The organism is Curtobacterium sp. MCBA15_001, from assembly GCF_001864835.1.
Classification (GTDB): Bacteria; Actinomycetota; Actinomycetes; order Actinomycetales; family Microbacteriaceae; genus Curtobacterium.
The window spans coordinates 33,738-53,112 of record NZ_MJGI01000007.1; the positions used below are offsets into that span (position 1 = coordinate 33,738).

Here is a 19,375-nt window from a genome sequence, read left to right on the forward strand (position 1 = left end):
CCCTCCCGAACCGCCTCGCTCGCAGCGCGACCCCGCGCGCAGTGCCCCGACGACCAGATCGAGACGCCCCGACATCGTGAAGCTCTTCATCCAGATCCCGTGCCTCAACGAGGAGCAGACGCTCCCCGACGTGCTCGACTCGATCCCGACGTCGATCCCCGGCGTGGACGAGATCGAGGTGTTGGTCATCGACGACGGGTCGACCGACCGGACCGTCGAGGTCGCACGCGCGCACGGCGTCCAGCACGTCGTCCGGCACACCACGAACATGGGGCTCGCCCGGTCCTTCCGGGACGGCGTCGACTACGCGCTGCTGCACGGGGCGGACATCGTGGTGAACACGGACGGCGACAACCAGTACCCCCAGGCGCAGATCACCGAACTCGTGCAACCGATCCTGCGCGCCGAGGCCGAGATCGTCATCGGCGACCGCCAGACGCGCACGATCGAGCACTTCTCGGCGTTCAAGAAGCTGATGCAGCGCTTCGGGTCCTGGGTCGCCAGCCGCGCCGCCGGTCTCGACCTGCCCGACGCCGCCAGCGGCTTCCGGGCGTACTCGAAGTACGCGCTCATCCGGCTCAACATCGTGACGCGCTTCAGCTACTGCATGGAGACGATCGTGCAGGCCGGCTACAAGCGCATCGCGATCGCCAGCATCCCGATCTCGACGAACGCCAAGACCCGCGAGTCCCGCCTGTTCCGCAACGTGTGGCAGCACATCTTCGAGTCCGGCTCGGCGATCGCACGCGTCTACCTGATGTACCGCCCGATGGCGCTGTTCGCGTCGGTGAGCGCGGTGCTGGCTGCCTGCGGGATGGTCCCGTTCGTGCGGTACCTGGTCCTGCTCGCGACCGACTCGGGCGGCAACCACGTGCAGTCCCTGCTGCTCGGCATCGTCCTCGTCATCACCGCGGTCCTGTCGATCACGATCGGTGTCGTGGCCGACCTCACCCGGCTGAACCGCACCCTCGCCGAGGAGCAGCTCGACCTGCAGAAGCTCGCACGGTATGGCGACTGAGCCCCCGGTCGCACCGAGCCACCGCGAGCGCCTCGTCGTCCTCGTGGTGACCGCCGCGTTCGGCGTGCTCCTGGTGCTCTGGGCGGCGCTCGTCCCGGCGTTCCAGGCGCCCGACGAACGCGCGCACTTCGACGCGGCGGTGCACGTCGCGATCGGGGACGGCTGGCCTGCCCCGGGCGACCTCCACCTGCTCCGCGCGGTCGACCGGGCCGAGCCGGGCACCACGGAGTCGATGGGCGCGTTGCTCGACGCCTCCGACGCGGGCGAGGTCGACACCGTCGACCAGATGACGCAGCACCCGTCGACCTACTACACGGTGGCCGCCGGGGTGCTGCACCTGGTCGACTTCGGAGCGCACCGACCGGCCGTTGACGTGCTGGCGCTCCGGTTGCTCAGCGCGCTGTTCGTCCTCCCGCTGCCCGCGCTGGCGTGGGCCACCGTCCGACGGGTGACGGCGAGTCCCCGCGCGGCCGTGGTCGGGGCGTTCGCCGTGCTCGCGGTCCCGGAACTGGCGTCGATCGGCGCATCGGTGTCGAACGACGCCCCGGTCATGCTCTTCGGTGCCACCACGGTCTGGCTGGCCACCCGGGTGCTGACCGGCGACGCCAGGACCAGGACCGCCGTCGCCCTCGGCCTGTCCCTCGGGATCGCGATCCTCTGGAAGGGGACGGCGTTGCCGCTCATCCCGTTCGTCGGGGTCGCCGTCGCGCTGTCGGTCGGAGCGCCGCACCGGAGGACCCTCGGGGCCCGGCTGCTCCGGACGCTCTGGGTCCTGGCGATCGCCGCGGTGGTCGGGGCGTGGTGGTGGCTCCGGAACCTGCTGGTCTTCCACACGCTGCAGCCGGACGGCTACGCCGCACTCCGTCCACCACAGGCGTTCCCCGCCGGGACCGGCCCCGACCCGGTGTCGTTCGCGACGGTCTCCTGGAGCACGATCGCACGCACGTTCTGGGGCAGCTTCGGCGGCGGGGCGCAGTGGGTCCTCTCCCCCGTGGTCTACGAGACCGCGACCGTGCTCGGGCTCGGCGCAGTGCTCGTGTGGGGCTTCCGCCGGCAGCCCGGACTCGCGACTGCGGTGTCGCTCGCCGTCCTGCCCCTCACCGTGTTCGTGTTCCAGACGGCGACCACCTGGAACAGCTACCTGTCGACGACCTTCGTCGGCGGCACGCAGGGGCGCTACTACTTCCCCGCGATGGTCGCGTTCATCGCCCTGAGCGCGATCGCCTGGCGACGGGCACTCGACGCGACCGCCGATCGGCGGCGGTTCGCCACGACCGTCAGTGCGATCGGCGGTGCGCTCGCTCTGTACGGCCCCTTCGTCGCCTACACGTCGTTCGCCGAGGTCGCGCGCACCCAGGTCACGCCGGGCGGTCTCGAGACGCTGGCGGCGTCCACCCCGGTCCCGGTCGCGGCGGTCGTTGCTGCCTGGGTTCTCGCACTCGCGCTGACCGTCGCCGCGGTCGTGCTGTCACGTCGGGTCCCGGGCAGCGCTGCCCTGCGCAGACCGGCCGACACCCGGGCCGACGCCGAGCCGGTGACCGGACCCGTGAGCCAGCCGGAGGCGCGCGCATGAGCGGCCTCCCCCATGCAGCACGCCCGACGCGTGCCGAGGTCCTGGCGATCGCCGGGATCACCGCGACGTTCGTCCTGCTCCTCGCCACCTGGGCGTACCTCGACCCACCGCTGCGCGGTCCGGACGAGGCCGCGAACGTCGACGCGGTCCTGCACCTGCTGGCAGGACGACCGTGGCCGGCGACCGGTCACCTGCACTTCTTCCAGGGGGTGCTGGCGCAGGACGTCGCCGCGCAGCTGCCGCCGGTGGCGCAGCGAGGCTCGGTCGCCGCCCTCGTCGGGGACGGCTCCGAGAACGCGCTGCAGAACCCGATGTCGCAACACCCGCCGACCTTCTTCCTGGTGCAGGCGGCCATCGCGCTCGCGCTCGACGCCGGGCCCAGGCGCTGGGACCACGTGGTCCTCGTGATGCGATTGGTCGACGTCCTGGCGATGGCTCCGCTGCCGGTGCTCGTGTGGGCGTCGGTCCGGCGCGTCACCCGGTCGCCACGGCTCGCCGTCGCCGCTGCCACGGTCCTGCTCGCGGTGCCGCAGGTCGCCCAGCTCGGGTCGACGGTCTCCGTCTGGGTGCCCGTCATCACCGCCGGAGCGCTCGCCACCTGGCTCGGACTCCGCGTGCTCACCGGCGACCGGTCCTGGCTGACGGTGCTGGCGCTCGGCGGCGCGGTGGCGGTCGGGACGGCCGTGATGGCGGGCGGGTTCCTCGCGGTGCCGTTCGCCGTGGTGGCGGTCCTCGCCGCCCGACACGACACGGAGTCCGCGGCGCCGGTGTCGTCCCGACGGGGCCTGGTCGTCCGGGTCTGCCGCGCGCTGGTGGTGCTGGCCGTCCCCGCGGTCACGACCGGCTGGTGGTACGCCCGGCAGTTCCTCCGGACGGGCTCGCCGCAGCCCGATCCGTACGCCCCCGTGCACGAGCACTGGGCGGCGGGCGAGGGACCGGACGTGGTCCAGTTCGTGGGCGCGTTCTGGAACGGCATGTCGGACTCGTTCCTGGGGCTGCTCGGGCGGTACCAGTGGCCCCTCTCGCCGGTCGTCGTCGACACCGCCACGGTCGTCGCCCTCACCGCACTCGTCTGGGCCGCGACCAGTCGGCGGGTCGACCGTCGCACGATGCTCCTCGTCGCCGCGTTCCCCGTGACCGTCCTGGTCGTCGTCGTGGCTCGGGACTGGGCGAGCTACGTCGGGCACGTCGGCATCACCGTGGTGCAGGGCCGGTTCCTGTTCCCGGCGATGGCCGCCCTGTTGGCCATGCTGGCCCTCGCGTGGCAGGGCCTCGTCGTCCGCCACACGGTCCGGGTCCGCCTGACCCGTGCCGTCCTGCTGGTCGCACCGCTCATCGCCGTCGGGGCGCTGGGGCTGCTGTACTCGGGCTCGTTCGAGGGCCTCGTGTTCCGGGTCTCCGCCGCGGGCCGGCAGGCGCTCTGGACCTCGCTGCCGTCCGGGCGCGGGCCACTCGTGGCGCTCGTGGGCCTCCTGGCCGTCGTCGGGCTCGCGACGGTGGTCGCCCTGTGGCGCTGGTTCGGCCGTCCCGGTGCGGACGCGACCGCGCACGCGACCCCGGACGAGACCACCCCGACCGCGCACGCGACCTCCGAGTCCGCTCCGACCGCGCACACCACCCCCGAGCTCGCTCCGCCGAGCGCGCCCGCTAGACTGCCCGCCGACCGTCGACCCCCTCACTGAAGGAACCACGCGTGAAGATCCTCGTCACCGGAGGAGCCGGCTTCATCGGCTCCAACTTCGTCCGCCGTACGCTGCAGGACGCCTACCCCGGCCTCGAAGGGGCCGACGTCGTCGTCTACGACGCACTGACGTACTCGGGCAACCTCGAGAACCTCGCGCCCGTGGCGGACTCGCCGCGGTACTCCTTCGTGCAGGGCGACATCACCGACGCCGCGAATCTCGACGAGGTCGTGCCCGGGGTCGACGCCATCGTGCACTTCGCCGCCGAGTCCCACGTCGACCGTTCGGTCCGCGACTCCGGCATCTTCGTCGAGACCAACGTCGTCGGCACCCAGCGCCTGCTCGACGCGGCCCTCCGCCACGGCACCGAGCGCTTCGTGCACGTCTCCACCGACGAGGTCTACGGCTCGATCAGCGAGGGGTCATGGGCCGAGGACCGCCCGCTCGAGCCGAACTCGCCGTACTCGGCGTCGAAGGCCGGCAGCGACCTGCTCGCGCGCAGCTACCACCGCACGCACGGGCTGAACCTGTCGATCACGCGCTGCTCGAACAACTACGGGCCGTACCACTTCCCCGAGAAGGTCATCCCGCTGTTCGTCACGAACCTCATCGACGACGTGCACGTGCCGCTGTACGGCGAGGGCAACAACATCCGCGACTGGCTGCACGTCGACGACCACACCCGTGGCATCGCGATGGTGCTCGTCAAGGGCCGCGCCGGCGAGATCTACAACATCGGCGGCGGGACCGAGCTCACGAACAAGGAGCTCACGGAGATGCTGCTCGAGGCCACCGGCAAGGACTGGTCGTACGTCGACCGCGTCGCCGACCGCCTGGGCCACGACCTGCGCTACTCGGTCGACATCTCAAAGATCCAGGCCGAACTCGGCTACGAGCCGCAGGTCCCCTTCGCTCAGGGACTGGCCGACGTCGTGCAGTGGTACCGCGACAACCGCGCGTGGTGGGAGCCCCTCAAGGAGCGCGCGGCCCTCGCATGACCCGCTACCTGATCACCGGCGCCGCCGGCATGCTCGGCCAGGACCTCCAGCAGACCCTCGTCGGCCGTGACGTCACCGCGCTCTCCCGCGCCGACCTCGACATCACCGACCAGGACGCGGTCGCTGCTGCCGTCGCCGGGCACGACGTCGTCGTCAACGCCGCCGCGTACACGAAGGTCGACGACGCCGAGTCCCACGAGGACGACGCGTACGCCGTGAACGCCCGCGGCCCGGAGGTCCTGGCCACCGCGGCGGTCGCCGCGGGCGCGAAGCTGGTGCACGTGTCGACGGACTACGTCTTCGACGGCAACGGCACCTCGCCGTACGCCGAGGACGAGCCGACCGACCCGATCGGTGCCTACGGCCGCACCAAGGCCGCGGGCGAGGAAGCGGTCCGCCGGATCGCCCCGGACTCGTCGTACGTCGTGCGTGCCGCCTGGCTGTACGGCGCGGGCGGTCCGAACTTCGCCAAGACGATGATCCGCCTCGCCGGCTCGCACGACACCGTCAGCGTCGTCACGGACCAGGTCGGTCAGCCCACGTGGACCGGCGACCTGGCTCGCCAGATCGTCGCGATGCTCGACGCTGACGCACCGGCCGGCATCTACCACGGCACGAACGCCGGGCAGGGGTCGTGGCTCGACTTCACGAAGGCGATCTACACCGAGGTCGGGCTCGACCCGGAGCGGGTCCTGCCGACGGACAGCTCGGCGTTCGTCCGTCCCGCTCCGCGCCCCGCCTACAGCGTGCTCGGGCACGACGCCTGGACGCGCGCCGGCATCGCGCCGATGCGCGACTGGCGCGAGGCCCTGCACGCCGCGGCGCAGGCCGGGGTCCTCACCGCGTGACGGCGACCACCGCGCTCGTGATCGGGGGCGGCGGGTTCCTCGTACGCGCCGTCGCCCGGTCACTCGCGGCGGCCGGTGCGGACGTCATGGTCCCCCGCGTCCGGTGGGACCACCCCGACGCGACCGTCCCGCCCGGAGCCGACGCGCCGGGTGTGGTGGTCTCCGCGTCGCGCTCCTCCTCGATCGTCCGCCGGGTGGTCGACGACCGCAGCCGCACGCGGTTCGACGACGACGCGCGCCGCACGCTGGCCGACGTGCTCCACACCGTCGCAGCCGACCCCGCTCCATGACCCACGCCGGAACCGCGCCAGGCCATGTCCGCGCCGCCGTCGCGAGGCACCCGTGGGCCGGGCTCACCGTCTGGGCCGCGGTCGTCTTCGTGCTGGCTGCGTCCGTCGCGCGCGCGTTCACCTACCCACCCCTCGGCAGCGGTGACGAACCGGCGCACTTCGACTACGTCGTTGCCGTGTGGCACCTGCACCTGCCCATCTTCGAGGACGGCATCACCCACGCCGCGCCGTTCGGGGTCACGACGCCCGTGCAGTGGGTCTCGCAACACCCGCCGCTGTACTACCTGCTGCTCGCGCCGGTGGTCGGACCGCTCTACGACGGCGGCGATCCCCTGACGGCGGTGATGGCCGGACGCGCGATGAGCGCGCTGATGGCGGGGGGTGTCGTGCTCGCCGCGGCATGGGCGGCCTGGCGGTGCTTCCCCGGCCACCGACGGCTGCCCGGCGCCGTCGCGATCGTCACCGCGGGCAACGGCATGCTCATCCAGCAGGGCGGTTCGATCTACAACGACGTGCTCTTCGTGCTGCTGCTCGTGCTCGCCTGCGGCATCGCCGGGGCGGCGATCCGCTCCGGCACGGGGCCGGGACTCGCGACCGCTTCAGCGCTGGTCGGGGCGGCGGGCATGTCCACCCGGCTGTCGTTCGCGCTGTGGCTGATCGCCCTGGTGGTCGCGACCCTGTGCGCCCGACGCGTGCAGCTCGGCCGACTCCGTGGGGTCCCGGCCCGGGTCGTCGCGGCAGCGATGCCCCTCGCAGCCGCGGCCGCCGCGTCGGGGTGGTTCTGGCTCCGCAACATCGACCAGTCCGGCAACGTCAGCGGTCGTCATGCGCAGTGGGGCATCGACAACACGGGCCGCGTCGTCCGACCGCACATCGACGTCGCGCTCGACGGCGACTTCTGGACCGGCCTCTGGGGCGTCTACCGTGGGGTGACGGCCCCGACCGATCCGGTGCAGTGGGTCCTCCTGCTCGTGCCCGTGCTGCTCGCAGCCGCCGTCGGCCTCGTCCTGTCGGTCCGTGGCCGTCCGGGGTCAGCCGGAGACCGCGTCCACGACCGCCGCTCGACCTCGCTCGTCGTCCTGATGTTCGCGACGCTGACGGTCCTCCTGACCGCGGTCGAGGTCGACTACGTGCACGGCGGCGGTGCCCCGATCCCGCGGTACGCCCTGACCGTCCTGCCGGTCGTGTCGATCGCGATCGCCGCTGGCCTGACGGGCCTGCGGCGAGCCTCCGGTGTGCTCGTGGCGGCGTGGGCCGCCCTCGCTGCCGTGCCCTACCTGTCGCTCGTCGACCTGCAGGTCGAGGGGATCGTGCCGCACGCCGCACAGGTGGTGCAGGTGGCGTTCGCGGTGTCCGTGGTCGCGGCGCTCGCCGCCGCCGTCGGGGCGTTCCTGGACCAGCGGCACCGCGAACCGGCTCCGGTACCGTCTGGTCCCCGCTCGTTCCGTCCTCCGGTCGCGGCTGTGCCGACTGATCAGGACCGGACGGCCGCCCTGAGGAGGGTGCGGTAGCGGTCCGCCACCGCGCTGACCGTGTGCGCCGCGGCCGTCGTGACCGCGGGCGCGTCGAGCCGCTCGACCGACTCCGGATCTGCGACGACGAGCACCGTCGGCCGATCGGCGGGATCGGGGTGCACGCGGTGCGCTCGCCTAGAGTTGGCGACCGATGGACAGACGACAGCCGACGGGTCCCGTTCCGCCACCCCCCGCCCCCGGGCCCGGCACGGCGGGGTCCCCTCGGCGACCCCGCCGCGAGCGTGTCCTCACCGTGGTGAAGTGGGTCGCAGCGGTCGTCGCGATCGGCCTGCTCGCGCTGGGCATCGCCCGGCAGTGGGAGGCGATCGTCGCCGACTTCGCCCGCCTCGACGCCGTGACGGTGACCGTGGGGCTCGTCACGACCCTCGCCGCGCTCGTCACGAACATGCTGTCCTGGCGGGCGATGATGGCCGCCACCGGTGCGCGGGTTCGGCTCGCGCCGGCGGCGTCGATCTTCTTCGTGGGCCAGCTCGGCAAGTACATCCCCGGCGGCGTGTGGTCGATCGCGGCGCAGGCGGAGCTCGGCCGGTCCCACGGCCTCGCGCGGACCGGCAGCGCGGTGGCCTCGCTGGCCTCGATGCTGGTGAGCATGGTCACCGCTGCCCTCGTCGGGATCGTGGCGCTGCTGGTGTCGGCGACCGACGGTCTGGCGCACTACTGGTGGCTCGCGGTCGTCGTCGTGCTCGGGCTCGTGGCGCTCACCCCGCCGGTGCTGAGCCGGTTGATCGCGCTCGCCTTCCGGGTCCTGCGTCGACCGTCGGCGTCCGTCCGGCTCACCTGGTCGGGAACGGCGATGTCGATGACCTGGTCCGTCGCCATGTGGGTGCTGTACGGCGTCCAGGCCACCGTCGTCCTGCGGGCGTTCGGCGCCGCGGACCCGTCGCTGTTCGCGGTGGCGACCGGGGCGTACGCCGTCGCGTGGCTCGTCGGGTTCCTGGTCGTCATCGCACCAGCGGGTCTCGGCCCACGGGAAGGCGTGCTGCTCCTGCTGCTCGCCGGCATCGTGTCGCCCTCCGGCGGTGCCGCACTGGCCCTGGCGGTGGTCAGTCGGGTGTTCATGACCCTCGGCGACCTGCTGCTGGCCGCACTCGGGTCGGCTCTGGCCGTGCGCCACCGACGCGCGGCGCGTCGACGGGTCACCGCCGGTGATCTCCCGGACCGCCACTGGTAGCCTCGCTGTCGACCCAGCCGGGGACTCCCCCGTCCGACCACCCGAGGAGCCCGACCAGATGACGACCCTCCGCGTGATCGTTGACCAGGTGATCGCCCCGGTCCCCGGCGGCATCGGTCGGTACGCGGAGGAACTCACCCGCCAGCTCGTCGCGGCGGCTCCCGCGGGCTGCGACGTCGAGGCGATCGTCTCGGCTGCCCCCGCCTCGGACATCGACCACCTGCGCCGGCTCCTGCCGGGCCTGGCCGGGCTCGAACGGCTCGCCCTCCCCCGCCGCGAGCTGGCCCTCGCCTGGCAGGGCGGCATGGTCGGCAGCGCCGCCCAGGGCATGGTGCACGCCCCGAGCGTCCTGGCGCCGCTGGTGAAGCACAACCGCTTCCAGGAACCCGGGCGGCAGACGGTGGTGACCGTCCACGACACCGTGCCGTGGACGCATCCTGAGACCCTCACCACCCGTGGTGTGCACTTCCACAAGGCGATGGTCAAGCGGGCGTTCAAGCACGCCGACGCGGTCGTCGTCCCGACGCACGCGGTGGCGGCGCAGCTCAACGAGGTGCACCGGTTCGACGAGCGCCTGCGGGTGATCGGCGGCGCCCCGAGCGGGCGACTCCGCGTCCCGGTCGACGCCGACCTGCGCGCCGAGCGGCTGGGGCTGCCCGAGCGCTACGTGCTGGCCGTCGGGACCCTCGAACCGCGCAAGGGCCTGGCCGACCTGATCCGGGCGATGGCACACCCCGACGCCCCGAAGGACGTCCCGCTCGTCATCGCCGGACCGGACGGCTGGGGTGACGTGGACGTCGTCGCCACCGCCGAGCAGGCCGGACTCGCGGCCGACCGCGTGAAGGTGCTCGGACGCGTGGACGACCCCGACCTGGCCGTGGTCTACGACCGGGCGACGGTGTTCGTGTTCCCGAGCCTCGCCGAGGGCTTCGGCCTGCCCGTGATCGAGGCGATGAGCCTGGGGACTCCGGTGATCCACTCCGACGACCCCGCCGTCAGCGAGGTCGCCTCGGACGCCGGTGTCCGCGTCGAGACCAACCCGCGCGAGCAGTACCCGCAGCGGCTAGCCCAGGCCGTGTTCCAGGTCGTCAACGACCCGCTGCTCGCCAGCCAGCTCGCGATCGCCGGACCGGACCGCGCCCGGATGTTCGACTGGCACGACGCGGCCCTCGAGACCTGGCAGCTGCACGCCGACCTCTGACCGACGCGCCTGGCAGTCCCGCCGCCGGGATCCCGAGCATCACGGGAGCGCATCGATCCCCCACCGCACCGTGTCGTCGGCCGACGGTGTCTCCCCCTCCTGCCATCATCGCCACATGGCTCGTCGACTCCATGCCCCGGTCCTCTCCGCAGCCCTCGTGCTCGGCGTCGGGCTGACCGCCCTGCTCACCGGCTGCTCGGACGGGTCGTCCCCTGCACCCAGCGCCTCGTCCTCGAGCAGCGCCGACGGCTCGCAGGACACCGGCTCGACCCCCGGCGGCGACCAGACGAGCGACGACAGCGCCACGTCGGGCACCGGCAACGGCAGCGGCGTCGAGGACCCGGGAACGATCGACTGGGCCGCCGTGACCCAGCAGGGCATCGCCGGGGCGGGCGGCGGCTCGGTCGTGTCCGTCTCCGGGGCCGGGGACTCGTGGACCGTGGTCGTCGTCGGTCCGGACGGGTCCGAGACCCAGTCCGTCGTGTCGGCGGCGCTCGGGCGGGTGACCTCGGGGCCGTTCCCGAAGGCGGTCGACGCGGCCACCGGGACGGCCGACCTGGCGCGCGCGACCGCTGCGAAGACCGACGCAGCGACCGCGGCGACGACCGCGCTGCAGACCGTGTCCGGCAGCAAGCTCTCGGCGCTGACCCTCGGCGGCACGGCTGCTGCTCCGGTCTGGACCGCATCGGTCACCGCCGGTGGCACGACCAGCACCGTGACGGTCGACGGCCTGACGGGCGCGGCCACGGCCTCCTGACCGTCCCGCGCGGTCCGGCACGTCCGCGCCGGACGTGACCGCGGGTCAGAGCGCTTCGCGCAGCGCCTGCGCCTTCCGTTCGACGACGTCCTCGAGTCCCGCCGCGTACTGCGCGAGCCGCTCGGCCACGGCGACGTCGGCGCTGCCGATGATCCGGGCGGCGAAGAGCCCGGCGTTCGCCGCACCGTTGATCGCCATCGTCGCGACGGGGACACCCGCCGGCATCTGCACGATCGACAGGAGCGAGTCGAGTCCGTCGAGCCGCGCCAGCTGGACCGGGACGCCGATCACGGGCAGCGTCGTCATCGCGGCGACCATGCCCGGCAGGTGTGCAGCCCCGCCCGCGCCGGCGATCACGACCCGGATCCCTCGCCCGGCGGCACCGCGCGCGAACCGTGTCATCTTGTCCGGGGTGCGGTGCGCGGAGACCACGTCGGCCTCGAACGGGATGCCCAGTTCGGTGAGCAGGTCGGCGGCGGCACGCATCGTGGGCCAGTCCGAGTCGGAGCCCATGATGATCGAGACGAGCGGCGCAGGAGCAGTGGTGTCGGTCACGCCGACGAGCCTAGCGGCGCCCCGGACGCCGGCAGCGGGGCGGGCCTCAGCGCACCGCAACCGTCCGACATCCCAGCGAGGCGTCACCGCCGGGGCCGAGCCCGGTCGCGGTCACGCACACCCGGTGGCTCCCGGACGGACTGACGACCCGCGTCGCGAACCCGTGCGACGGCCCGGCCGCGTGGACCCGGTCGACGTCCGGCCGCGCGCTGTCGGCGGCGATCCGCGCGGCGCGCGCACCGTCGACGGTGACGGTGACCGTCACGGCCGACGTCACCTGGTCGCGGTCGAACGCCCATCCGGACACGTCGACCCGGCCGCGCGACGGTGACGCCGCGCCGTCGAAGGCGCCGAGGGGTGCGCTCGCGGCGACGATGACGGTCCGGCAGACGGGGGTGCTGTCGACACCGGGACCGCGGTTCGCGCCGGTGACGCAGACGCTGTGCGTCCCCGCCCCGCCGGGCACGATCGCGGACCAGCCGTGGGCCTGACCTGCCCCGGACGGCAGACCGACCAGGTCGGTCCGCCGTTGGTCGGCGGTCAGGGTCCGGACCGATCGACCGTCGACCGTCACCGTGACGGCGAGTGCGGCCGACGGCTCGTCCTCGTCCAGACCCCAACCGGACACGGCGACCCCCGCCATGGCGACGTCGGCCCGCTCGAACGCCACGACGGGCGAGTGCGGCACGTCGCCGACCGCGGCGGTCGGAGCCGGCGGTGTCCCGAGCTGCGCGGCGCGCACCAGGGCCTGCGCGTAGGACGACCACCACGTCCCGGCCGCCGGACCACCGTTGCAGGTGCCGTCGCTCGCACCCGGGGTCTTCACCCAGAGCAGTGCGTCGAGCGCGGTCCCGTCCGCGACGACCCGTGGCGACGTGCCGAGGCCGGCGCCGGGGGCGTTGCACCAGGTGCCGCGCCACCCCGTGCCGTTCCGCGAGGTGTCGATGACGTAGTGCGAGCCTCCCGTCAGGGCCGACACCTGCTCGGCGTAGGCCTGCTCGCGCGCGGTGGGGTAGTAGTTCGCGACGTTCGTGAAGAAGCCGCGCGCGGTCCGCACCCCGGCTGCCTCGAGCCGGCCCGCCATGGCCGCGGGCTGGATCCAGTTCGAGTTGCCCGCGTCCAGGTAGGCGGGGACGCCCGCGGCGGTGAAGGCCGCGACCTCGCGGGCGAGGATGCGGTACCGCTGCTGGTCGAGGGTGCTCGTGCACCGCGGGTCGCTCAGCATCGCCAGGGAGTCCGGCTCCACCACGACGGCGGACCGGGTGCCCGCGACGGCGCGGACGATCTGGTCGACCCACGCGCCGTACGCGGCCTCGTCGAAGCCGCCGGACGAGTACCCGCCGCAGTCGCGGTCCGGGATCGCGTAGGTCACGAAGACGGCGGTGGTGTTCGTCGCGGCGGCCCCGGCGGTCGCCGCAGCGATCGTCTTCGTCAGGGTCGTGCCGGTCGTCCACTCGCCGAGCCAGGTGGCCACCGGGTACCGGGCGATCGTGGACGCGGCGGTGGCCCCGGCTGGGTCCGTGGCGGCGAGTGCCGTAGCGGCCTTCGCGGCCTCGCTCGTCGGCGACCGGTACTGTCCGGCCCCGAACAGCTGCGCGGACGTGCGCGAGCGGAGGTCGGTCGCGCTCGTCGCGGCGTCGGCGGTGGTCGGTGTGATCACGCTGGCGAGCACCGCGACGAGCGCGATCCCGGCAGCGGCGACCGTCGTGGTGCGCATGCGGTGGTTCCCCTGGTGGTTCGGTGTCCCGGACCCTGCAATGGCACCACCGGACGGCAGCGACGACCAGCCGCCAGTCCGGGTGCCACCCGTCGAGGTGGCACCCGATGAGGAGGCCGTCCGCTCAGTCGTCGAAGTGGGCTGCCGCTGCGCGGGCCCGGTAGACGACGTCGTCGACGTCGTCCCCGACGACCGTGACGTGGCCGATCTTCCGCCCCGGTCGCGGTGCCTTGCCGTAGAAGTGGAACTTCGCCTCGGGGAACGCCGCGAGCGCGTCGGGGTACCGCCCCGCGAGGTCGCCGTCGGCCGGTCCCCCGAGCACGTTCACCATGACCGCGTGCGGGGCGTGCGCACCCGTGGCCCCGAGGGGCAGGTCGAGAACTGCGCGGAGGTGCTGCTCGAACTGGCTCGTCGTGGCGCCGTCGATCGACCAGTGCCCGGTGTTGTGCGGACGCATCGCGAGCTCGTTGACCAGGATCCGCTCGTCACCGGTCTGGAACAGCTCGACGGCGAGCACCCCGGTCACCCCCAGTTCCTCGGCGATGCGCACGGCGAGCGACTCGGCCGTGTCCGCGAGACGACCGGCGCTGTCCGGGGCCGGGGCGATCACCTCGGCGCAGACGCCGTCGCGTTGCACGGTCTCGACCAGCGGCCAGGCGGCCACCTCGCCCGAGGGACGTCGTGCCACGGACTGGGCGAGTTCGCGCGTGAACGGCACGAGCTCCTCGACGAGCAGGGCCTGGTCGCCGCCGGCCTCGGCCACCGCGGTGAACCAGTCCTCGACCTCGGACGGGTCGGTCACGACGCGGACGCCCTTGCCGTCGTAGCCACCCCGTGCGGTCTTGACGACGGCGCGACCACCGTGCTCGGCGATGAACGCGGCGAGCGCGTCGGCGTCCTGCACGGCGGCCCAGTCCGGCACCGGCACCCCGAGGTCGGACAGCCGCTGGCGCATCACGATCTTGTCCTGCGCGACCGCGAGCGCGTCGGGTCCCGGGTGGACGTCGACGCCGGCGTCGACGAGCGCACGGAGGACGTCCTGGGGCACGTGCTCGTGGTCGAAGGTCACGACGTCCACGTCGCGCGCGAAGGACAGCACCGTGTCGGTGTCGTGGTAGTCGCCCTCGGCCGTCGCCGCGATCCCCGCGGACATGTCCGGTCCTTCGGCCAGGACCCGGATGTCGACCCCGAGCTCCACCGCCGCCGGCACCATCATCCGAGCGAGCTGTCCGCCACCGATCACGCCGACGCGCAGGGTCATGCTGAACGTTCCTTCCGTGCCTTCCCACGTCCCGGGAGGCGGCACTCGTCTACAATCTCGGAGGCTGCCACGGCAGCACCACCGCCCGGCCGGGCGGTCGGGTCAACTCTACGGACACCAGGAGGCACCGTGCGGCGACTCATCGCGCAGCTGGCCCGGTTCGGCGTCGTCGGAGCCGTCGGGTTCGTCGTGGACACCGTGCTGTTCAACGTGCTGCGCGCGACCGTGTTCGGCCCGGAGGACCACCAGGCGGGCCCGGTCATCGCGAAGGTGATCTCGACCACGGTCGCCATCTTCGTCAACTGGATGGGGAACCGCTACTGGACGTTCCGCGACCAGCGCCGTGACGTCGCCACCCGCGAGGGCCTGGAGTTCATCGTCGTGTCCCTCGGCGGCATGGCGATCTCGCTCGGCTGCCTGGGGGTCTCCCACTACCTGCTCGGCTTCACCTCGGCCCTCGCCGACAACGTGTCGGGGAACGTCATCGGCCTCGTGCTGGGGACGGCCTTCCGCTTCTGGCTCTACCGCGTCTGGGTGTACCACCCCGACCGGGTCACGGGTGACGCGTCCGGTCAGCACCAGGGCGACGGCGTGTCCTCGACCCCGGAGCACTCGTCCGTCTGACCGACGCACGGCACCCGGTAGGCTCGCGGCGACCCCGACCCGTGCCGTGCGACTGCCCGTCGGCAGGTGCACAACCCACCGACGGAGGCCCATGACCCACCGTGCCCGGCCACGACTGCTCGTGCTCGCATCCACCTTCCCCGCGCACGCGGACGACGGCGTCCCCGCGTTCGTCCTCGACCTCGCACGGCAGGAGGCGCTCGACTTCGAGACGGTCGTGCTCACTCCCCGGGTCCCCGACGCTCGCCAGACCGAGGTCGTCGACGGCATCAGGGTCGTCCGTTTCCCCTACTTCCCCCGAGCGTTCGAGGACCTGGCGCACGGTGCGATCCTCGACAACCTCCGGGAGCGACGGACCCGGTTCCTGCAGGTGCCCGCACTGCTCGTCGCCCAGTACCTCGCAGTGCGACGTGCTGTCCGGACGTTCCGCCCTGACGTCGTCCACGCGCACTGGTTGGTCCCCCAGGGTCTCGTCGCCGCGCTCGCGGCACGACGTGTCCCGCTCGTCGTCACCACCCACGGTGGGGACGTGTACGCACTCCGCGCCGCCCCCCTCGTCCGGCTCAAACGCTGGGTCCTGGGCCGCGCTGCCCACGTCACCACGGTGAACGGAGAGATGCGGGAGCAGCTCACCGACTGGGGCGTCCCGGAGGCGCGGTCGAGCGTCGTGCCGATGGGTGTCGACCTGGCACCAGCTGCACTGGCTCGCGCGCGCGTCGACCGTCGGCCGGGTCGGGTGGTGGCCGTCGGTCGCCTGGTCGAGAAGAAGGGGTTCGGCCTCCTGGTCGAAGCGCTGCGGACCATCGGTGACGTCCCCTGGGAACTCGTCATGATCGGTGACGGCCCCTGGCGGGCACGGCTGCAGCGCCAGGCCGACGGCCTCCCCGTGACGTTCCTCGGCCAGCGGGGGAAGACCGAGGTGCTCGCCGCCCTCGCGTCGGCCACCGTCGTCGTGGTGCCCTCCGTGCCCGCGGAGAACGGCGACCAGGAGGGCCTCCCGGTCACCCTGCTCGAGGCGGCGGCGGTCGGTGCCGGGATCGTGGCGAGCGACCTGCCCGGGATCCGGGACGTCGTCGTCGATGGCGTGTCCGGCCTGTTGGTGCCCCCGGGCGACATCGCGGCGCTGACCGCGGCGGTGCGCCGGGTGCTCACCGACAGCGCAGCACGCGATCGCTTCGGTGCCGCGGCGACGACCGCTGCTGCGGCGTTCTCCGGGACGGTGATCGGCGAACGCTACCGCGCCGTGCTCCACGACGCGGTCGGCTGAGCACGACGCCCCATCGTCCGGTCCGAGGCCTCGGACGGAAGGACCGCTCGGGCGCCAGGGCGGCAGCGGGTCGGCTAGCGCCCCATCCCGCGCACGGTGAACCCGGCGGCCGTCCAGGCGTCGCGGTCCAGGACGTTCCGGCCGTCGATGACGACCCGATCCCGCACGAGCGACGCCACCGCGGTCGGGTCGAGCTGGCGGAACTCGGTCCACTCCGTCAGGACCAGCACCAGGTCGGCGTCCTGCACCGCGGCGTCGACCGAGCCGACGTAGTCCAGTTCCGGACGGACCCGGGCCGCGGTCCCGTTCGCCTGCGGGTCGTACGCGCTCACGGTCGCACCGAGTTCGCGCAGGCGGTCCGCGATGTCCAGGGCGGGCGAGTCGCGGACGTCGTCGGAGTTCGGCTTGAAGGCCAGCCCGAGCACCCCGACCCGCTTGCCGGCGAGGACGTCACCGAGCAGCTCCTGCGCGAGGGTGACGACGTGGGCCCGGCGCCGCAGGTTGATCGCGTCGACGTCGGCCAGGAAGTCGAGGGACTCCCCCACGCCGAGCTCGGTTGCCCGGGCTCGGAACGCGCGGATGTCCTTCGGCAGGCACCCGCCGCCGAAGCCGAGTCCCGCGTTCAGGAACTTCCGCCCGATCCGCTCGTCGTGGCCGATCGCGTCCGCGAGCGCGGTGACGTCGGCGCCGACGACCTCTGCGATCTCGGCCATGGCGTTGATGAACGAGATCTTCGTCGCCAGGAACGCGTTCGCGCTGACCTTGACGAGCTCGGCGGTGGCCAGGTCGACCACCAGGCGCGGGGTGCCGTCGGCGAGGGTGGCGGCGTAGACCTCGTCGAGCGCGGCGACGGCTGCCTGCCCCGCGGGGCCGGACGGCACGCCGTAGACCAGGCGGTCGGGCGAGATCGTGTCCCGCACCGCGAAGCCCTCGCGCAGGAACTCCGGGTTCCACACGAGCGTCGCCCCCGGGACCACGGCGGTGACCTCGGCGGCGAGCCGTGCAGCGGTGCCGACGGGCACGGTGGACTTGCCGACGACGAAGTCCCCGTCGGACAGGTGCGGGACCAGGCCGGCGACCGCCGCGTCGACGTACGTCACGTCGGCGGCACCGGTCGGCCCCTGCGGCGTCCCGACGGCCAGGAAGTGCACGCGGGCGCCGGCGACCTCGGCGGTGTCGGTGGTGAAGCGGAGCCGACCGGAGGCCAGCGCCTCGGTCAGGATCTCCGGCAGCCCGGGTTCGAAGAAGGGGGCGTCACCCGCGGCGAGCCGTTCGATCCGGACCGGGTCGACGTCGACGGCGACCACGTCGTGCCCGAGCTTGGCCATGGAGGCGGCGTGCACGGCACCGAGGTACCCGCAGCCGATGACGGAGATCTTCACCCCTCGACGGTAGCGGGTCGAACGCGCCCGGACGCTACCGTCGCGTCTCGCCCCACGGCGGCCGGTCCGCTCCCCCGACGATCTCGTCCCAGTCGGGCTCCCGGTGACGCCGGCGCGCCTCGTACGTCTCGACCAGGTCGTGCAGGACCGCGACGACCAGGTCGGCGTGCGGCACGTCGGCGAGCACCACGGCGGGGTCGTCCCCGGGGAACACGAGGACGTCGCCGGAGCGGAACAGCCCTTGCAGTCCCCGACGACGCACGGTCACGTCGTACCCCCGTGCGTGCAGCAGTTCCTGGCGGGTCCGGGTCCCGAGGCCGCGCACCACGACCAGGCGCCGGGTGGTGAGCACGTAGCGCTGCGTCAACCACCGCACCAGCGGCACGATCCCGCCGAACAGCACGAGCACGACGACGAGCACGGCGATCACCACGTTGACCCACGCGAACTGCGCCTGGAACACCCCGAAGCCGAACCCGCCGGCCACGGCGACGAGCACGACGAACACCGCCGGTCGCACCAGGCTCCGAGCATGCGGCCGGAGTCGGGCGACCACGCGTTCCGGCGGCGGCTCGGCGGTCATGGCGTCAGGCATACCGCAGGTGGGTGACGTCCCCCACGGCGACGCCCCTGGTGGCGCCGTCCCGATCCCGGATCGTGATACGACCGGTGTCGTCGATGCCGACGGCGTCGGCCTCGACGGCGCTGCCGTCGGGCAGCTCCAACCGCACGCGCGCGCCGATCGTGCCGCACCGGGCGCGGACGTCGGACCGGACCGCCTCGGCGTCCGCACCGCCAGCGGCCAGGGCGACCACGGCCTCCCGGACGCCCGTGACGAAGGCCGACAGGACCGCGTCGGCCAGGTCGGGCGCGGATCCGGCGGCGCCGGCGACTGCCAGCGACGTCGACGTCGGGGTGGGCAGGCGGTCTGCGGGGATCGTCAGGTTCACGCCCACGCCGACGACGACGGAGCCGTCGGCGGCGACCTGGCAGAGGATGCCGCACACCTTCCTGCCGTCCACCAGGACGTCGTTGGGCCACTTCACCAGCACCCGTTCCGGCTGGTCCGGTCGTCCCGGTCCGTCCGGTCGTCCCGGTCCGTCCGGTCGGGAGGCTCGGCTCGGGTCCGCCTCGTCCGTCGCGTCACCCTGCGCCGGCTGAAGGGCCGCGCGCACCGCGTCGCACATCGCCGCTCCGGCGACCAGGGGCAGCCACCCGCGGTCCCGGTCGTCGAGCGCTGCCCGGACCAGCAGGCTCGCCGCCAGGGTCTTGCCGGCCGGCGCGGTCCACGTCCGGTCGAGCCGTCCGCGGCCGGCGGTCTGGTCGAGCGTCACCACCACGCTGCCGTCGGCCAGGTCCGGGGCGGCGGCGAGCAGGTCGGCGTTCGTGGACCCCGTGCGCGGTCGGACGTCCAGGACGGCTCCGGCGGACACGACGGCGGCACGGGAACGCGGCAGGGCGGGTGTGGACATGCACGCAAATGTACGGGCAGGAAC

The 19,375-nt window shown here is 73.3% G+C and carries 18 protein-coding genes; 12 read left to right on the forward strand and 6 right to left on the reverse strand.

Features of this window, described 5'->3' with window-relative positions:
* Positions 1 to 76 precede the first annotated feature (76 nt).
* From BIU90_RS03925 to BIU90_RS03970, 10 genes are all read left to right on the forward strand, one after another.
* A complete protein-coding gene (locus BIU90_RS03925; RefSeq protein WP_071298940.1) occupies positions 77 to 1,018 on the forward strand; it encodes a glycosyltransferase family 2 protein in 942 nt (313 codons plus the stop codon).
* Complete coding sequence (locus BIU90_RS03930; protein ID WP_071298941.1) at positions 1,008 to 2,591, forward strand: glycosyltransferase family 39 protein; 1,584 nt, start codon at positions 1,008 to 1,010, stop codon at positions 2,589 to 2,591. Before BIU90_RS03925 ends, BIU90_RS03930 begins: the two co-directional genes overlap by 11 nt.
* Positions 2,588 to 4,273: a hypothetical protein gene (locus tag BIU90_RS03935; protein ID WP_071298942.1), complete on the forward strand. Its 1,686-nt coding sequence runs from the start codon at positions 2,588 to 2,590 to the stop codon at positions 4,271 to 4,273. The genes BIU90_RS03930 and BIU90_RS03935 overlap by 4 nt, the downstream gene beginning before the upstream one ends.
* A gap of 11 nt (positions 4,274 to 4,284) precedes the next feature.
* Positions 4,285 to 5,271 (forward strand): dTDP-glucose 4,6-dehydratase, encoded by a 987-nt coding sequence (rfbB, locus tag BIU90_RS03940; protein ID WP_071298943.1) that lies wholly within the window; start codon positions 4,285 to 4,287, stop codon positions 5,269 to 5,271.
* Positions 5,268 to 6,119: a dTDP-4-dehydrorhamnose reductase gene (rfbD, locus tag BIU90_RS03945; protein ID WP_071298944.1), complete on the forward strand. Its 852-nt coding sequence runs from the start codon at positions 5,268 to 5,270 to the stop codon at positions 6,117 to 6,119. Before rfbB ends, rfbD begins: the two co-directional genes overlap by 4 nt.
* Positions 6,116 to 6,409, forward strand: coding sequence for a hypothetical protein (locus BIU90_RS03950; protein ID WP_071298945.1), 294 nt, complete (start codon positions 6,116 to 6,118; stop codon positions 6,407 to 6,409). The genes rfbD and BIU90_RS03950 overlap by 4 nt, the downstream gene beginning before the upstream one ends.
* Positions 6,406 to 7,920, forward strand: coding sequence for a hypothetical protein (locus BIU90_RS03955; protein WP_071298946.1), 1,515 nt, complete (start codon positions 6,406 to 6,408; stop codon positions 7,918 to 7,920). The genes BIU90_RS03950 and BIU90_RS03955 overlap by 4 nt, the downstream gene beginning before the upstream one ends.
* A gap of 259 nt (positions 7,921 to 8,179) precedes the next feature.
* The gene (locus BIU90_RS03960; protein ID WP_175470133.1) at positions 8,180 to 9,115 is read left to right on the forward strand and encodes a lysylphosphatidylglycerol synthase domain-containing protein; all 936 of its coding nucleotides are present in this window, start codon (positions 8,180 to 8,182) and stop codon (positions 9,113 to 9,115) included.
* A 58-nt stretch (positions 9,116 to 9,173) separates the two neighbouring features.
* A complete protein-coding gene (locus BIU90_RS03965; RefSeq protein ID WP_071298948.1) occupies positions 9,174 to 10,316 on the forward strand; it encodes a glycosyltransferase family 1 protein in 1,143 nt (380 codons plus the stop codon).
* 115 nt (positions 10,317 to 10,431) lie between these two features.
* The gene (locus BIU90_RS03970) at positions 10,432 to 11,073 is read left to right on the forward strand and encodes a hypothetical protein (protein ID WP_071298949.1); all 642 of its coding nucleotides are present in this window, start codon (positions 10,432 to 10,434) and stop codon (positions 11,071 to 11,073) included.
* 45 nt (positions 11,074 to 11,118) lie between these two features.
* On the opposite strand, the gene purE is transcribed toward BIU90_RS03970, so the two are convergent.
* The 3 genes from purE to BIU90_RS03985 all read right to left on the reverse strand — a co-directional run bounded on the left by purE (position 11,119) and on the right by BIU90_RS03985 (position 14,606).
* Entirely contained in the window at positions 11,119 to 11,628 is a 510-nt protein-coding gene (gene purE / locus BIU90_RS03975; protein ID WP_254786943.1) for a 5-(carboxyamino)imidazole ribonucleotide mutase, read from the reverse strand.
* A gap of 46 nt (positions 11,629 to 11,674) precedes the next feature.
* A complete protein-coding gene (locus BIU90_RS03980; RefSeq protein WP_071298950.1) occupies positions 11,675 to 13,345 on the reverse strand; it encodes a glycoside hydrolase family 6 protein in 1,671 nt (556 codons plus the stop codon).
* Positions 13,346 to 13,469: 124 nt separating this feature from the next.
* Positions 13,470 to 14,606, reverse strand: a complete 1,137-nt coding sequence (locus BIU90_RS03985) for a 5-(carboxyamino)imidazole ribonucleotide synthase (RefSeq protein WP_071298951.1) — start codon at positions 14,604 to 14,606, stop codon at positions 13,470 to 13,472.
* Positions 14,607 to 14,735: 129 nt separating this feature from the next.
* On the opposite strand from BIU90_RS03985, the gene BIU90_RS03990 reads away from it, so the two are divergent.
* Entirely contained in the window at positions 14,736 to 15,230 is a 495-nt protein-coding gene (locus tag BIU90_RS03990) for a GtrA family protein (protein WP_071298952.1), read from the forward strand.
* A 91-nt stretch (positions 15,231 to 15,321) separates the two neighbouring features.
* Complete coding sequence (locus tag BIU90_RS03995; RefSeq protein ID WP_071298953.1) at positions 15,322 to 16,497, forward strand: glycosyltransferase; 1,176 nt, start codon at positions 15,322 to 15,324, stop codon at positions 16,495 to 16,497.
* Positions 16,498 to 16,571: 74 nt separating this feature from the next.
* On the opposite strand, the gene BIU90_RS04000 is transcribed toward BIU90_RS03995, so the two are convergent.
* From BIU90_RS04000 to BIU90_RS04010, 3 genes are read right to left on the reverse strand one after another with little or no spacing between them, the layout of a single operon-like run.
* Positions 16,572 to 17,879, reverse strand: a complete 1,308-nt coding sequence (locus BIU90_RS04000) for a UDP-glucose/GDP-mannose dehydrogenase family protein (RefSeq protein WP_071298954.1) — start codon at positions 17,877 to 17,879, stop codon at positions 16,572 to 16,574.
* A 34-nt stretch (positions 17,880 to 17,913) separates the two neighbouring features.
* Positions 17,914 to 18,462, reverse strand: a complete 549-nt coding sequence (locus BIU90_RS04005; protein ID WP_071298955.1) for a PH domain-containing protein — start codon at positions 18,460 to 18,462, stop codon at positions 17,914 to 17,916.
* Positions 18,463 to 18,466: 4 nt separating this feature from the next.
* The gene (locus BIU90_RS04010; protein ID WP_083403676.1) at positions 18,467 to 19,351 is read right to left on the reverse strand and encodes a biotin--[acetyl-CoA-carboxylase] ligase; all 885 of its coding nucleotides are present in this window, start codon (positions 19,349 to 19,351) and stop codon (positions 18,467 to 18,469) included.
* Positions 19,352 to 19,375: the final 24 nt, after the last annotated feature.